12 protein-coding genes are annotated in these 15,080 nt (G+C 72.9%); 9 read left to right on the top strand and 3 right to left on the bottom strand.

The annotated features are described in order from the left end of the window. Position 1 precedes the first annotated feature (1 nt). Positions 2-1,492 carry a 30S ribosomal protein S1 gene (gene rpsA, locus ACIOHG_RS06915; RefSeq protein WP_030460063.1) on the bottom strand — a complete coding sequence of 497 codons (1,491 nt, stop codon included), beginning with the start codon at positions 1,490-1,492 and terminating at the stop codon, positions 2-4. A 424-nt stretch (positions 1,493-1,916) separates the two neighbouring features. Between rpsA and ACIOHG_RS06910 the strand changes: the two genes are divergently transcribed. The 4 genes from ACIOHG_RS06910 to ACIOHG_RS06895 all read left to right on the top strand — a co-directional run bounded on the left by ACIOHG_RS06910 (position 1,917) and on the right by ACIOHG_RS06895 (position 5,901). After that, on the top strand, positions 1,917-2,828 hold the full coding sequence (locus ACIOHG_RS06910) for a class I SAM-dependent methyltransferase (protein WP_400946237.1): 912 nt from the start codon (positions 1,917-1,919) through the stop codon (positions 2,826-2,828). A 5-nt stretch (positions 2,829-2,833) separates the two neighbouring features. Continuing rightward, complete coding sequence (hrpB, locus tag ACIOHG_RS06905; RefSeq protein ID WP_400946235.1) at positions 2,834-5,344, top strand: ATP-dependent helicase HrpB; 2,511 nt, start codon at positions 2,834-2,836, stop codon at positions 5,342-5,344. After that, the gene (locus tag ACIOHG_RS06900; RefSeq protein WP_400946232.1) at positions 5,341-5,496 is read left to right on the top strand and encodes a hypothetical protein; all 156 of its coding nucleotides are present in this window, start codon (positions 5,341-5,343) and stop codon (positions 5,494-5,496) included. The genes hrpB and ACIOHG_RS06900 overlap by 4 nt, the downstream gene beginning before the upstream one ends. A 66-nt stretch (positions 5,497-5,562) precedes the next feature. Then, the gene (locus ACIOHG_RS06895) at positions 5,563-5,901 is read left to right on the top strand and encodes a hypothetical protein (RefSeq protein ID WP_400946230.1); all 339 of its coding nucleotides are present in this window, start codon (positions 5,563-5,565) and stop codon (positions 5,899-5,901) included. 6 nt (positions 5,902-5,907) lie between these two features. Here the strand turns inward: ACIOHG_RS06895 and ACIOHG_RS06890 are convergent, their stop codons facing one another. Together ACIOHG_RS06890 and polA are read right to left on the bottom strand one after the other, a co-directional pair. Next, entirely contained in the window at positions 5,908-6,477 is a 570-nt protein-coding gene (locus ACIOHG_RS06890; protein WP_400946227.1) for a GNAT family N-acetyltransferase, read from the bottom strand. Between the two features lie 43 nt (positions 6,478-6,520). Further along, positions 6,521-9,205: a DNA polymerase I gene (polA, locus tag ACIOHG_RS06885; protein WP_400946692.1), complete on the bottom strand. Its 2,685-nt coding sequence runs from the start codon at positions 9,203-9,205 to the stop codon at positions 6,521-6,523. 198 nt (positions 9,206-9,403) lie between these two features. Between polA and ACIOHG_RS06880 the strand changes: the two genes are divergently transcribed. From ACIOHG_RS06880 to ACIOHG_RS06860, 5 genes are all read left to right on the top strand, one after another. Then, a complete protein-coding gene (locus ACIOHG_RS06880) occupies positions 9,404-9,856 on the top strand; it encodes a PaaI family thioesterase (protein ID WP_400946224.1) in 453 nt (150 codons plus the stop codon). Between the two features lie 117 nt (positions 9,857-9,973). Beyond that, positions 9,974-10,633: a Tat pathway signal sequence domain protein gene (locus ACIOHG_RS06875; protein WP_400946222.1), complete on the top strand. Its 660-nt coding sequence runs from the start codon at positions 9,974-9,976 to the stop codon at positions 10,631-10,633. A gap of 288 nt (positions 10,634-10,921) precedes the next feature. Continuing rightward, positions 10,922-12,145: a branched-chain amino acid ABC transporter substrate-binding protein gene (locus ACIOHG_RS06870; protein ID WP_400946220.1), complete on the top strand. Its 1,224-nt coding sequence runs from the start codon at positions 10,922-10,924 to the stop codon at positions 12,143-12,145. A 164-nt stretch (positions 12,146-12,309) separates the two neighbouring features. Continuing rightward, positions 12,310-13,239, top strand: coding sequence for a branched-chain amino acid ABC transporter permease (locus ACIOHG_RS06865; protein ID WP_400946218.1), 930 nt, complete (start codon positions 12,310-12,312; stop codon positions 13,237-13,239). 17 nt (positions 13,240-13,256) lie between these two features. Then, positions 13,257-15,074 carry a branched-chain amino acid ABC transporter permease gene (locus tag ACIOHG_RS06860; protein WP_400946216.1) on the top strand — a complete coding sequence of 606 codons (1,818 nt, stop codon included), beginning with the start codon at positions 13,257-13,259 and terminating at the stop codon, positions 15,072-15,074. The last annotated feature ends 6 nt before the right edge of the window (positions 15,075-15,080 follow it).

The following is a 15,080-nucleotide window of genomic DNA, read 5'->3' as shown; positions in this document are numbered from 1 at the left end:
TTCAGCTCTGGCCGCCGGCCAGCTTCTCGCGGAGCGCGGCCAGGGCCTCGTCCGAGGCGAGCGCGCCGGAGCCCTCGTCGCTGCTGGAGGAGTACGAGCCGCCACCGGACACCGGGGCCTCCTCGCCGGCCTCGGCGGCAGCAGCCGCGTCCGCCTCGCGGGACTTGATGACCTGGGCCTGGTGCTGCTCGAAGCGGGCCTGGGCCTCGGCGTACTGCCGCTCCCACTCCTCGCGCTGCTTCTCGAAGCCGGGCAGCCAGTCGTTCGCCTCGGGGTCGAAGCCCTCCGGGTAGATGTAGTTGCCCTGGTCGTCGTAGGACGCGGCCATGCCGTACAGGGTCGGGTCGAACTCGACCGACGCCGGGTCGGCACCGAGGGACTCGTTGGCCTGCTTCAGCGAGAGGCTGATGCGGCGACGCTCGAGGTCGATGTCGATGACCTTGACGAAGATCTCGTCGCCGACCTGGACGACCTGCTCCGGGATCTCGACGTGGCGCTCGGCCAGCTCGGAGATGTGGACCAGGCCCTCGATGCCCTCGTCCACGCGGACGAACGCACCGAACGGAACCAGCTTGGTGACCTTACCCGGGACGACCTGCGAGATCTGGTGGGTCCGGGCGAACTGCTGCCACGGGTCCTCCTGGGTCGCCTTCAGCGACAGGGAGACGCGCTCGCGGTCCATGTCGACGTCGAGAACCTCGACGGTGACCTCCTGGCCGACCTCGACAACCTCGTTCGGGTGGTCGATGTGCTTCCAGGACAGCTCGGAGACGTGCACCAGACCGTCGACGCCGCCGAGGTCGACGAACGCACCGAAGTTGACGATCGAGGAGACGACGCCGGAGCGCACCTGACCCTTCTGCAGGGTGGTGAGGAAGGTCTGGCGGACCTCGCTCTGGGTCTGCTCCAGCCAGGCGCGGCGGGACAGGACCACGTTGTTGCGGTTCTTGTCCAGCTCGATGATCTTCGCCTCGAGCTCCTTGCCCACGTAGGGCTGGAGGTCGCGGACGCGACGCATCTCGACCAGCGAGGCCGGGAGGAAGCCGCGGAGGCCGATGTCGAGGATGAGACCACCCTTGACGACCTCGATGACGGTACCGGTGACGATGCCGTCCTCTTCCTTGATCTTCTCGATCGTGCCCCAGGCGCGCTCGTACTGCGCACGCTTCTTGGACAGGATGAGACGACCCTCCTTGTCCTCCTTCTGGAGAACCAGGGCCTCGATCTCGTCGCCGACCTTGACGACCTCGTGCGGGTCGACGTCGTGCTTGATCGAGAGCTCGCGGGACGGGATGACACCCTCGGTCTTGTAACCGATGTCGAGGAGCACCTCGTCACGGTCGACCTTCACGATGATGCCCTCGACGATGTCGCCATCGTTGAAGTACTTGATGGTCTCGTCGATCGCCGCGAGGAACGCGTCCGCGTCGCCGATGTCGTTGACCGCGACCTGCGGGGTGGTGCTGACAGAGGTGTCGGTGGGGCTCGTCATTAGGAAAAGGGCTCCGGTACGGACAAGAAGTCGTAGGTACTGCCACGCGGGGGGCCCTGATCGCTCCCACCGAAAGCCGTACAGGCCAGAAAACGGCCCACCGAAGATTCCTGGGCCGGAATCCGGTGTCCGTCTGACGACCGTGGGGTCATTTCGACAGATGCGAGCGCGACCTGCTCCGTCCGAGGCGCGCAGGCCCGCAGCGCAACTTGTAGCATACGGGGACACCCGGGCACGGTCAACGCCGAAGCCGACGAGACCGGTAGAGGCCGGGACGGATCAGGCCATATCCTCCGATGGCGCACCTCGCGGCGGCCAGGACACCGGCCCTACCCCGGATGCCACGGCCCGACCCGGCTCCCGTAGAGGGCCGGCTCCGCAGCAGCAGCGCTTCCGCAAGCCCACAGCCTACGTGACGGATTCCATGACCCACTCCACCGCCCCCGGTACCGACGAGCCCCGCGACTACGACCCGGCCGGGTATGACGTCCCCTCCGCGTACCGGGGGGAGGGGGACACGGAGGAGGACGGCGACGAGGCGCTGCGCCGGGAGGCCGGCGAGCAGGAGTCGAGCCGGGCCAGCCGGCACTGGTGGGACCGGAACGCGGACGACTACCAGGACGAGCACGGCGAGTTCCTCGGCGACGACCGGTTCACCTGGTGCCCGGAGGGCGTGGACGAGGCCGAGGTGCGGCTGCTCGGCGACCCGGCGGCGCTGAAGGGCACGGACGTGCTGGAGCTCGGCTCCGGCGCCGCCCAGTGCTCGCGCTGGCTGGCCGCCCGGGGCGCCCGCCCGGTCGCGCTGGACATCTCCTACCGGCAGTTGCAGCACTCCCGCCGGATCGACCTGGGCCGCGGCCTGGAGCCGGTCGCCGTGGTGCAGGCGGACGCGGCGGTGCTGCCGTTCGCGGACGGCTCCTTCGACCACGCCTGCTCGGCGTACGGCGCGGTGCCGTTCAGCGCGGACACCGGGCGGCTGATGCGCGAGGTGCACCGGGTGCTGCGGCCGGGCGGGCGCTGGGTGTTCTCGGTGACCCACCCGATCCGCTGGGCGTTCCCGGACGAGCCGGGACCGGAGGGCCTGACCGCGACCTCCTCGTACTTCGACCGGACCCCGTACGTCGAGCAGGACGAGAACGGCGTCGCCACCTACGTCGAGCACCACCGGACGCTCGGCGACCGGGTGCGGGAGCTGGTCGCGGCCGGGTTCGTGCTGCTGGACCTGGTGGAGCCGGAGTGGCCGGAGGGCCTGGAGCAGGAGTGGGGCGGCTGGAGCCCGCTGCGCGGGCAGCACTTCCCGGGGACGGCGATCTTCGTCGCCCGCCGGAACGGCTGAGCGCGGTGCGTCCCGGGGGGCTCGAACTGCCGGTCCGCGCCGCCCTCCCGGCGCTCGCGGCGGCGCTGGAGGAGCACGGCGCGGCGGTGCTGTCGGCGCCGCCCGGCACCGGCAAGACCACACTGGTGCCGCTCGCCCTGGCCGGGCTGCTCGGCGGCGGGCCCCGGCGGGTCCTGGTCGCCGAGCCGCGCCGGCTGGCGGTGCGGGCGGCGGCCCGCCGGATGGCCTGGCTGCTGGCCGAGCCGGTGGGCCGCACCGTCGGGTTCACGGTGCGCGGCGAGCGGAAGGTCGGGCCGGAGACCCGGGTCGAGGTGGTCACCACCGGCGTGCTGCTGCAGCGCCTCCAGCGCGACCCCGAACTGCCGGGCGTGGACGCGGTGGTGCTCGACGAGTGCCACGAGCGCCACCTGGACGCGGACACCGCGCTGGCCTTCCTGCTGGACGTCCGGGCGGCGCTCCGCCCCGAGCTGCGGCTGCTGCTGGCCTCGGCGACCGCCGACACCGACGCCTGGGCCGAACTGCTGGGCGGCGCGCCGGTGGTGGCCGCCGAGGGCGTCTCGCACCCGGTGGCGACGGTGTGGGCGCCGCCGCCGTCCGCCGTCCGGCCGCCGCACGGCACGAAGGTCGACCCGGCGCTGCTGGCGCACGTCGCGGCGACGGTCCGCCGGGCGCTGGCCGAACAGACCGGCGACGTGCTGTGCTTCCTGCCCGGCGTCGGCGAGATGGCCCGGGTGGCCGGGCAGTTGGCCGGCCCGGACGTCGACGTGCTGCAGCTGCACGGGCAGGCGCCGCAGGCCGTGCAGGACGCGGCGCTGAGCCCCGGGGAGCGGCGGCGGGTGGTGCTGGCCACCTCGGTCGCCGAGTCCTCGCTGACGGTGCCGGGCGTGCGGGTGGTGGTGGACTCCGGGCTGACCCGGGAGCCGCGCACCGACCACGCCCGCGGCCTGTCCGGGCTGGTCACCGTCCGCACCTCGCTGGCCGCGGCCCGGCAGCGCGCCGGGCGGGCCGGGCGGGAGGCCCCGGGCACGGTGTACCGCTGCTGGGCGGAGGCCGAGGACGCCCGGGCGGCCCGCTTCCCCACCCCCGAGATCGCGCTCGCCGACCTCACCTCCTTCGCCCTGCAGGCCGCCTGCTGGGGCGACCCGGACGCCACCGGGCTGACCCTGCCCGACCAGCCGCCCGCCGGGGCGATGGCGGCCGCCCGGGAGGTGCTGCGCGCGCTGGCGGCCGTCGGCCCCGACGGCCGCCCGACCGACCGGGGCCGGGCCGTCGCCCGCACCGGCCTGCACCCCCGGCTGGCCCGGGCGCTGCTGGACGGCGCGCCCGCGGTCGGCGCGCGCCGGGCCGCCGAACTGGTCGCGCTGCTCTCCGAGGAGCCGCCGCGCGCCCTCGGCGACGACCTGGCCGCGATCCTGCGCACCGTGCGCGGCGGCACCGATCCGTACGCGCGGCGCTGGCAGGACGAGGTCCGGCGGCTGGAGCGCGCGCTGCCCTCCGAGGTCGGCGGCGGGTCCGGGCCGTCCGACGCCGTCGCCGCCGGGCTGGTGGTCGGCCTGGCGTACCCGGAGCGGCTGGCCCGGGCCCGGGAGGGCGGCGACGGGGCGTACCTGATGGCCTCGGGGACGGCCGCGCAGCTGCAGCCCGGTTCGCGGCTGCCGGCCGGCGGCTGGCTGGCGGTGGCGGTCGCGGACCGGCCCGCGGGGGCGCCCTCGGCGCGGGTGCTGCGGGCGGTGGCGATCGACGAGGCGACCGCGCGGCGGGCCGGGGCGCCGCTGCTGGACGGGCGGGAGGAGGTCGGCTGGTCGGTCCGGCAGCGGGAGGTGACGGCCCGTCGGGTGGAGTCGCTCGGCGCGATCGAACTGGCGGCCGCCCCGCTCGGCGCCCCCGACCCGGCGACGGTCCGGGCCGCGCTGCTGGAGGGCCTGGAGCGGGAGGGCGTCTCGGCGCTGCTGTCCTGGCCGCCGGCCGCGAGCGGGCTGCGCGAACGCCTGGCCTTCCTGCACCGGGCGCTGGGCGAGCCCTGGCCGGACGTCTCGGACGCCGCGCTGCTGGCCGCCGCCGAACGGTGGCTGGAGCCGGAGCTGTCCCGGGCCCGGCGCCGCGCCGACCTGGAGCGGATCGACACCGCGGCGGCGCTGCAGCGCCTGCTGCCCTGGGCGGACGGGCAGGCCGGGCGGCTGGACGAGCTGGCGCCGGAGCGGATCACCGTGCCGAGCGGCAGCCGGATCAGGGTCGACTACGCCTCCGACCCGGACCGGCCGGTCCTCGCCGTCAAACTCCAGGAGCTGTTCGGCTGGCCCGCCGCCCCGGCCCTCGCCGACGGCCGGGTCCCGCTCACCGTCCACCTGCTCTCCCCCGCCGGCCGCCCGGCCGCCGTCACCGGCGACCTGGCGACCTTCTGGCACGAGGGCTACCGCGCCGTCCGCGCCGACCTCCGCGGCCGCTACCCCCGCCACCCCTGGCCCGAGGACCCCACCACCGCCGCCCCGACCCGTCGCGCCAACCCGCGCAAGTGACGCTCCGTCAGTGCGCGCCGGGCGTGGGCGTCCGGCTGACGGGGGGCGTGGTGATCGGCGGCGGGGTGTACGGCAACGACTCCACGGGCCTGGGCAGCGGGCTGAGCGACAGGATCGGCCCACAGGCCATCAGCTGCCCCGCCGAGTTGTAGTGGCAGTCCGGGTTCCGGGACGGCTGGGTGTCGTCGCAGTTGCAGTGCGTGCCGGGAACCACCTGGGTGACCGGTGTCCTCACCGCCTTCGGCCGGCCCGTCGTCGCGCCGGGTGTCGTTCCCGGCTCCGTGCCGGGGTCGGTGGCCGTGCTGCTCGGCGCGGCCGGGGACGGTGAGGTCGACGGCGAGGGCGTGTCGGTCGCGCTCGGCGCGGCGCTGGGGCTCGCGGTGGCGGCCGGGAGCAGCGCGGCCGGTTTCGGGTCGGAGCCGCTGGTCGCCGCCCACACCGTCCCGCCGACCACCGCGGCGGCGAGCGCCGCCACCGCGCCCGCCCGGCGGCCCCGTCCCTGCAACACCTTCATGTCCCCCGCTTTCGTTCGGCCTCGATCGGCGCGCGAAGCCTAGCGGGCGCTACTTCCAGTCCTGCGCCAGGGCGGCCATGTCGATGTCGTCGATCCATGTGTCGCCGTGGCGGAGGACCTGGCGGCGGATGCCCTCGACCTGGAAGCCGGCCTTCTCGTAGGCGCGGCGGGCCCGGTGGTTGAAGGCGTAGACGGAGAGCGAGACGCGGTTGAGGCCGAGGGTGCGGAGGGCGTGGTCGGTGAGCAGGCGGACGGCTTCGGTGCCGAGGCCGCGGTCGCGGCCGTCGGGGCCGAGGGCGATCCGGAGGTTGCAGGAGCGGTTGGGTGCGTCCCACTCGTTGAGGACGACCTCGCCGACGCCGCGGCCGGTGGCGCGGTCGACCACGATCAGGTCGAGGCGGTCGGGCTGCTCGTTGCGGGTGGTGTACCAGTCGACGACGCGGCGCTCCATCGCCTCGTCCCACTCGGGGGGTTCGGGGGTGTAGACCTGCGAGGTGTAGCGGAGCACGTCCGGGTCGTTGATCATGACGCGGAGCATCGGGAGGTCCTGCTCCGGCCGCACGGGCCGGAGCAGGGCCTTCTCGCCGAGCAGGGTGGGCTTGTCGGAGAAGGTGGCCATCCGGCCAGTCTCGGAGGACCGGCCGGACGCCCGCAACGGAATATCAGTGCGCCGCGGCCTCCCAGTTCGGGCCGGCGCCGACCGAGACGTCCAGCGGGGCGCGCAGCGGGTACGCGCCGGCCATCTGCTCGCGGACCAGGGCCTCGACCTGCTCGCGCTCGCCGGGGGCGACCTCCAGCACGATCTCGTCGTGCACCTGGAGCAGCATCCGGGTGCTGAGGCCGGCCGCGCGCAGCGCCTCGTCGACCCGGAGCATGGCGATCTTGACGATGTCGGCGGCGGAGCCCTGGATGGGGGCGTTGAGGGCCATCCGCTCGGCCATCTCGCGGCGCTGCCGGTTGTCGTTGGTGAGGTCGGGCAGGTAGCGGCGGCGGCCGAGCAGCGTCTCGGTGTAGCCGACGGCGCGGGCCTCCTCGACCACGTTGTGCAGGTAGTCGCGGACGCCGCCGAAGCGCTCGAAGTAGGTGTCCATCAGGCCCTGGGCCTCGGCGGGCTTGATGCCGAGCTGCTGGGAGAGGCCGTAGGCGGAGAGCCCGTAGGCGAGGCCGTAGGACATCGCCTTGATCTTGCGGCGCATCTCGGCGTCGACGTCGCCGGCTTCGACGGCGAAGACCTGGGAGGCGACGGTGGTGTGCAGGTCCTCGCCGGAGGCGAACGCCTCGATGAGCGCGGCGTCCTCGGAGAGGTGCGCCATGATGCGCAGTTCGATCTGCGAGTAGTCGGCGGTGAGCAGGGTCTCGTAGCCCTCGCCGACCACGAAGGCGCGGCGGATGGCGCGGCCCTCCTCGGTGCGGACGGGGATGTTCTGCAGGTTGGGGTCCTGCGAGGAGAGCCGGCCGGTGGCGGCGACCATCTGGTTGAAGGTGGTGTGGATGCGGCCCTGCGGGGAGACCGTCTTGAGCAGGCCCTCGACGGTGGTGCGGAGCTTGGCCTGGTCGCGGTGGCGGAGCAGGATGACCGGGAGCTCGTTGGTGGTCTGGGTGGCCAGCCAGGTGAGGGCGTCCGCGTCGGTGGTGTAACCGGTCTTGATCTTCTTGGTCTTGGGGAGGTTCAGCTCGCCGAACAGGATCTCCTGGAGCTGCTTGGGCGAGCCGAGGTTGAACTCGCGGCCGGCGGCGGCGTGCGCCTCCTCGACGCAGCGCTGGATCTCGACGGCGAACTGGGCCTCCAGGCCCTCCAGCCAGGCGCGGTCGGCGGCGATGCCGTGGCGCTCCATCCGGGCGAGGAGTTCGGCGATCGGGAGTTCCATGTCGTGGAACAGCTCGACCGCGCCGACCTCGGCGAGCCGGGTGTCGAAGATCCCGGCGAGGTCGTGCACGGCGCGGGCCTGCGTCATCAGGGCCTGGGCGCCGGCCGTGGGGTCGGGTTCCTCGGCGTCGAAGGAGAGTTGGCCGGTCTCGGCCTGGGCGGCGGCGGGGGCGAGCGAGCGGCCGAGGTACTCCTCGGCGAGGACGTCGAGGGTGAAGGCGCGGCGGCCGGGCTTCTCCAGGTAGGCGGCGAGCGCGGTGTCGGCGGTGACGCCGGTGAACTGCCAGCCCTGCTCGGCGAAGGCGCGCATGACCTGCTTGGCGATGTGCAGGGCCTTGGGGCGCTTGGGGTCGGCGAGCCAGGCGGTGAAGGCGCGGTCGTCGTCCTCGGCGAGCGCGGCGGGGTCGAACCAGGCGGCGGCCTCGCCGGTGGCCAGGGCGATCTGCTCGACCTTGCCGCTGCCGAGGGCCCAGCTGTAGTCGGCGGCGAGCGCGGTGCGGTCGCCGCCGGCCGTGTGCTCCTCCAACCAGGCGGTGAGCGCGCCGGGTTCGGTGAGCAGGTCGCCCTCGACGGTGAGGCCGGGGGCGGCCTCGGCGGCCGTCTCGGCGGCGCCGGCCGGGTCGATGGCGGCGACCCGGTCGCGGAAGCCGGGGTTGCGGAACTCCAGCGCCTCCATCAGCCGGGCGAGTTCCTCCTTGTCGAACGGGCCGCGCTCCAACTGGGGGACGCTGAGCGGGAGTTCGACGTCCCGGACGAGTTCGGTGAGGAAGCGGTTGCGCTTGACCGAGTCGAGGTGCTCGCGGAGCTTCTCGCCGATCTTGCCCTTGACCTCGTCGGCCCGGTTGACCAGTTCCTCGAAGGAGCCGAACTGGTTGACCCACTTCGCGGCGGTCTTCTCGCCGACGCCGGGGATGCCGGGCAGGTTGTCGGACGGGTCGCCGCGCAGGGCCGCGAGGTCCGGGTACTGGTCGGGGCGGACGCCGTACTTCTCGGCGACCTTCTCGGGGGTGTAGCGCGTCAACTCGGAGACGCCCTTGGTGGGGTAGAGCACCGTGACGTTCTCGTTCACCAGTTGGAGCGAGTCCCGGTCGCCGGTGACGACCAGCACCTCGAAGCCCTCGGCCGCGGCGGCGGTGGCCAGGGTGGCGATCACGTCGTCGGCCTCGAAGCCCTCGGCGGTGAGCCGGGGCACCCGCATGGCGTCGAGGAGTTCGCCGATCAGCGGGATCTGGCTGCGGAACTCGTCCGGCGTGGCGGAGCGGTTGGCCTTGTACTCGGGGTACTCGGCGGACCGGAAGGTCTGCCGGGAGAGGTCGAAGGCGACCGCGAGGTGGGTGGGGCGCTCGTCCCGCACGGTGTTGACCAGCATCGAGGTGAAGCCGTAGACCGCGTTGGTGGGCTGCCCGGTGGCGGTGGAGAAGTTCTCCACCGGGAGGGCGAAGAAGGCCCGGTAGGCCATCGAATGCCCGTCCAGCAGCATCAGCCTGGGCCGGCCGGCCGCACTCTTGCTCGCACCCTGTGTCGCCACGTCACGTCCCGTTCCTGCCGGTTGCTCTGCCTCCCCGATCCTAGGGCCCGGCGCCGACATCTCCGGCGCGGCGCGGAGCGCCGCCCTACTGACGGGTAGACAGTCGTACGATCGACGCGCAACGAAGCGAACCCGGAAGCAGGGAGCACCATGACCGACGCGGCGCCCGTACTGAAAGTGCCCCAGGACGTGCTGGACCACTTCGCCAAGCTGGGGGTGGACCCGGGGACCTTCTCCGGCGGGCACCTGGGCGAGAAGCTGGGCATCACCATCGTCGAGGCCTCGCCGGACCGGGTGGTCGGGACGATGCCGGTGGAGGGCAACCAGCAGCCGTACGGGCTGCTGCACGGCGGGGCGTCGGCGGCGCTGGCGGAGACGCTGGGCTCGGTCGGCGCGATGCTGCACGCCGGCCCGGGCCGCTACGCGGTGGGCGTGGACCTGAACGCCACCCACCACCGCTCGGCCACCTCCGGCCTGGTGACGGGCGTGGCGACGGCGGTGTTCAAGGGCCGCACCGCGGCGACGTACGAGATCGCGGTGACGGACGACACCGGCCGCCGGATCACCTCCTGCCGCCTCACCTGCATGCTGCGCGACCTGTAGCCCGGCCCGGCGGCGGGTGCCGGACGCCCTCCGCGCCCCCGCCCGCACCTCGTGCGCCCCCTCGGGTTTGGCCCCACCCCGGCAGGGGCACTCTCGGCTCGACGAGGGGGCGCCACCATGTCCGGAGAGCGCGAACTGCCGAGCGCGCCAGGGGGGTTCCTCGGTCCGGTGGAGCCGGGCGAGGGCACCTGGACGCCGCTCGCGCTGCCCGTGGAGCCGCCGCTGCTGAGCCGCCGGCAGAAGTACGCGCTGACGCTGCTGCTGCTCGCGCTGGCCTTCTTCCTGACGATCCGTCACGGCGCGCACCGGCCGGAGCAGGCGGCGAACTCGCCGCCGCCGACGTCGGTACCGGTCCCCTCGCTGTCGACCAGGATCACCTACGACGGCCCGGCGGACCGCTGGCAGGACTCCTTCGCGCTCCGGCTGGCGGTGCAGAACACCGGCCCGACCTCGGTGGACGTGCTGGGGATCAGCCAGGGCTACCGGGGACTGTCGGTGTCGGTGGCGGGGTGGCTGCCGCAGACCGTGCCGGCCGGGCGGACGGTGACGCTGCGGGTGGGGCTGCTGGTGACGGACTGCTCGGCCGCCCCGGCGGACGCGGGCCTTCCTTTCCTGGATGTAACGCTGCGTAATACGCGCGCAATGGAGACGACGAGCCAGATTCTCGGCGACCCGTACGCCCGCGACCTTTCCGCCGCCCTGCATTCCGCCTGCGACATTCCCGATAATCGGACACCTGCGCCCAGCCCGACGACCCCGGACAGTCCAGTCCGATAATCGGAGAACCATAGCGTGACCAGGGAGTTGGGGAGGGCAACCATCCACACCTCGGGACGGAGCCCGCAATTCCGGGCCCACCTGCGCCTTTTGCTCACGATGTGAGACCGGACGGGGGTGTCGCCATAACAAGAGAATCACAGCCTCTCCCACCCCCCTGTCTCGGACGCCGTGGCCGGTCTAGAGTCACGGCCAGTCACCGACTGTCCGATTTCCGGGCACGGTCGACGCGTTCCGGCACCGCCAGCCCTGTGCGCGTGTCCTCCAGTCCCGAAGGAGACCCTCGTCGTGCGAAAGAGCTCACTGCTTGTCGTGACCATTGCAGTCACCGGGGCGCTCACCCTCTCGGCCTGCGGCTCGCGCGGCGAGAAGTCCGCCTCCGGCGGCGACGCGGGCGGCGCCACCGTCGTCACCATCGGCGTCGACGCGCCGCTGACGGGCCCGCTCTCCGCGCTGGGCCTCGGCATCCAGCACTCCGTGGAGCTGGCCGCCAAGATCGCGAACGACAACAAGGAAGTTCCCGGCGTCACCTTCAAGGTGAAGGCCCTGGACGACAAGAAGTCGCCGCAGGAAGGCCAGCAGAACGCCACCGCCCTGGTCGCCGACAAGAGCGTCCTCGGCGTCGTCGGCCCGCTGAACTCGGGCGTCGCCCAGTCCATGCAGCAGGTCTTCGAGTCGGCCGGCCTCGTCGAGGTCTCCCCGGCCAACACGAACCCCGCCCTGACCCAGGGCGAGAAGTTCGACACCGAGAAGAAGCGCCCCTTCAAGACGTACTTCCGCACCGCGACCACGGACGCCATCCAGGGCCCGTTCGCCGCCCAGTACGCCTACAACGACCTCGGCAAGAAGACCGCCTACCTGATCGACGACAAGAAGACCTACGGCGTGGGCCTGGTCGGCGCCTTCCAGAAGGAGTTCACCAAGCTCGGCGGCACCATCAAGGGCCAGGACCACATCGACGAGAACAACCTGGACTTCTCGGCCGTGGTCACCAAGGCCAAGGCCGCCGGCGCCGACGTGATCTACTACGGCGGCGAGTACCCGCAGTCCGGCCCGCTCTCCGACCAGCTCAAGAAGGCCGGCGTCACCGCCCCCGTCTTCGGCGGCGACGGCATGTACGACCCGGAGTACATCAACAAGGCCAACAAGAACGCCAACGGCGACCTCGCGACCTCCGTCGGCGCCCCGGTCGAGTCCCTCGACTCCGCCAAGAAGTTCGTCGCCGACTACAAGGCGGCCGCCTACCCCGACCCGTACGCGGCCTACGGCGGCTACTCCTACGACGCCGCCTGGTCGATCATCCAGGCCGTCAAGGCCGCCGCCGCCGACAACGGCGGCAAGGTCCCCGACCGCGCCAAGGTCCTCTCCGCGATGAGCAAGGTCAGCTTCTCCGGTGTCACCGGCAAGGTCGGCTTCGACGAGTACGGCGACGCCGTGAACAAGCAGCTCACCGTCTACACCGTCAAGGACGGCGCCTGGACGGTCGCCAAGACCGGCACCTACTCGGGCTGACCCACCGGCCCGGCAACCGGCCGTCCCCGCGGCGGCGGCCCGGCACACGCAGTGAACGAACCACCGGCGGGGGCGCTGAGAACCAGCGCCCCCGCCGTTGCACAACGGTCCGTCCCACCCCGCAACCGAACCCCCCTACCCCGAATCCACTCGGAGGCCCAGCGGTGCACGAACTGCCGCAGCAGCTGGCCAACGGCCTGATCCTCGGCTCCCTCTACGGGCTGATCGCGATCGGCTACACAATGGTCTACGGCATTGTCCAGCTCATCAACTTCGCCCACGGCGAGATCTTCATGACCGGTGGGTTCGGAGCCCTCACCACCTACATGGTCCTGCCCGACGGCATCGGGATCTGGCTCGCCCTGCCGCTGATGCTCCTCGGCGGCGTGCTGGTCTCCGTCATCGTCGCCGTGGCCGCCGAGCGCTTCGCCTACCGCCCGCTGCGCGGCGCCCCGAAGCTGGCCCCGCTGATCACCGCGATCGGCCTCTCCCTCGCGCTCCAGCAGGTCGTCGAGCAGTTCTACCCCGGCGCCAAGTCCGGCCGCAGCTTCCCGCAGCTGCCCGGCGGCCCCTACCACGTCGGCAGCGTCACCCTGCAGCCCGCCGACATCTTCCTCTTCGTGGCCGCCCCGCTCTGCATGGGCGCGCTCGCCGCCTTCGTCGGCAAGACCCGCACCGGCCGCGGCATGCAGGCCACCGCGCAGGACCCCGACACCGCCAAGCTGATGGGCATCAACACCGACCGCATCATCGTGATCGCGTTCGCCCTCGGTGCCGCCTTCGCCGCCGTCGCCGCCATCGGCTGGGGGCTGCGCTACGGCCAGGTCGCCCCCACCATGGGCTTCCTCGCCGGCCTCAAGGCCTTCACCGCGGCCGTCCTCGGCGGCATCGGCAACATCTACGGCGCCATGCTCGGCGGCCTCGTCCTCGGTGTCGCGGAGGCCCTGGCCACCGCGTACATCCAGGAGATCCCCGGCATGCACCAGCTCGGCGGCGGCTCCTGGGCCAACGTCTGGGCCTTCGTCCTCCTGATCGTCGTCCTCCTCGTGCGGCCACAAGGGCTGCTCGGCGAGCGCGTCGCGGACCGAGCCTGAGGAACGGAGCAGCCACCATGACCACCACCAAGAGCCCCGCCCTCCCGCTGCCGCTCGCGGCGGCCAAGGCGCTCGTCCTCGCGGGCGGCCTCGCCACCGCCGCCGCCACGTTCATCCACTGGACCTGGACCTCGGAGTTCCCCGGCGACCTGACCGTCGACGGCTACCCCGGCGGCCTGCAGATCCTGACCCTCGTGGCCGGCCTGCTCGTCGCGCTCTTCGCGCTGCCGCTGTACGGCGTGAAGGGCACCCGCTGGCTCACCCCCGCCGGCCCCGAGGCGCCGGCGCTCGTCCTCGGCGCGGCCGCCGCGGCCACCACCTGGTTCACCCTGATCGCGATCGCCACCGAACTCGGCGGCCTCGCCAACCTGGAGCCCGGCGGCTGGATCGCCGGCGTCGCCTCCCTGCTCCCGCTGATCGGCGCGCTCGGCCTGCCGCAGAGCGGCTCCGCCGTCGGACGCCCGTCCTCCGGCGGCGTGCCCGCCACCGTCCGCCACTACCTGGGCGCCTTCGCCCGCCTGGTCGGCCCCAACCCCGACCTGGCCCCGGTGAAGCCGCTCAACCGCTGGGTCGAGACGCTGATCGTCATCGCGGTCGCCGCCCTCGGCCTGACCGTCTTCACCTACGGCATCGTCACCGAGTACGGCGAGCTGTTCATCGGCTTCCTCGTCCTCACCTGCCTCGGCGCCTGGGCCCTGATGCGCGCCGGACTGATCTCCCGGCTCACCGCCCTGACCGCCCGGCACCGCGGCACCACCACCGGGGCCGCCTTCGCCGCGGCCGCCGCCTTCCCGTTCACCCAGAGCGACGACCACTTCGCCTCGGTCGGCGTCAACATCCTGATCTTCGCCACCGTCGCGCTCGGCCTGAACGTCGTCGTCGGCCTGGCCGGCCTGCTCGACCTCGGCTACGTCGCCTTCCTCGGCGTCGGCGCCTACGCCGCCGCCCTGGTCTCCGGCTCGACCAGCTCCCCCGTCGGCCTGCACCTGCCGTTCTGGGGCGCCGCCCTGGTCGGCATGGCCGCGGCCCTGGTCTTCGGCGTCGTCATCGGCGCCCCGACCCTGCGGCTGCGCGGCGACTACCTCGCCATCGTGACCCTCGGCTTCGGAGAGATCTTCCGGATCGCGGTCAACAGCCTCGACGGCGTCTCCGGCCCCAAGGTCACCAACGGCCCGAACGGCATCCGCAACATCCCCGACCTCGACATCCTCGGGTTCGACTTCGGCCAGGCGCACACCTTCGGCTCGTTCACCCTCGGCCGCTTCGCCAACTACTTCCTGCTGATGCTGCTGGTCACCGCGTTCGTCGTGACGGTCTTCAGCCGGGCCAACGACTCCCGGATCGGCCGCGCCTGGGTCGCCATCCGCGAGGACGAGACCGCCGCGCAGGCGATGGGCATCAACGGCTTCAAGCTCAAGCTGCTCGCCTTCGCCCTCGGCGCCGCGCTGGCCGGCCTGGCCGGCACCGTGATGGCGCACGTCAGCTACAGCGTCGTCCCGGACCCCTACCAGTTCGCCGGCGCCGTCCCGCCGAACAGCGCCTTCCTGGTCGCCGCCGTCGTCCTCGGCGGCATGGGCACCATCGCCGGCCCGCTGCTCGGCGCCACCCTGCTGTACCTCATCCCCGAGAAGCTCGTCTTCCTGAAGGAGTACCAGCTCCTGGTCTTCGGCATCGCCCTCGTCCTCCTGATGCGCCTGCGGCCGGAGGGCCTGATCGCCAACCGCCGCGCCCGGCTGGAGTTCCACGAGCACGACGAGCCGGCGGCCCCCGCCGGGGCCGACGACCCCGCCCGTACCGAACCCGGCCCCGCCGGCCTCACCACCGCAGGGGCGTGAGACACA

The organism is Kitasatospora sp. NPDC088134, from assembly GCF_044741705.1.
Classification (GTDB): domain Bacteria; phylum Actinomycetota; class Actinomycetes; order Streptomycetales; family Streptomycetaceae; genus Kitasatospora.
This window is presented reverse-complemented; position numbering and strand designations above follow the sequence as displayed.

Bases quoted from the DNA above. Each gene is read 5' to 3' on its own strand.
- rpsA (WP_030460063.1), bottom strand. From the start codon at position 1,492: ATGACGAGCCCCACCGACACCTCTGTCAGCACCACCCCGCAGGTCGCG.
- ACIOHG_RS06910 (WP_400946237.1), top strand. From the start codon at position 1,917: ATGACCCACTCCACCGCCCCCGGTACCGACGAGCCCCGCGACTACGAC.
- ACIOHG_RS06890 (WP_400946227.1), bottom strand. From the start codon at position 6,477: ATGGCCACCTTCTCCGACAAGCCCACCCTGCTCGGCGAGAAGGCCCTG.
- polA (WP_400946692.1), bottom strand. From the start codon at position 9,205: ATGCTGCTGGACGGGCATTCGATGGCCTACCGGGCCTTCTTCGCCCTC.
- ACIOHG_RS06880 (WP_400946224.1), top strand. From the start codon at position 9,404: ATGACCGACGCGGCGCCCGTACTGAAAGTGCCCCAGGACGTGCTGGAC.
- ACIOHG_RS06875 (WP_400946222.1), top strand. From the start codon at position 9,974: ATGTCCGGAGAGCGCGAACTGCCGAGCGCGCCAGGGGGGTTCCTCGGT.
- ACIOHG_RS06860 (WP_400946216.1), top strand. From the start codon at position 13,257: ATGACCACCACCAAGAGCCCCGCCCTCCCGCTGCCGCTCGCGGCGGCC.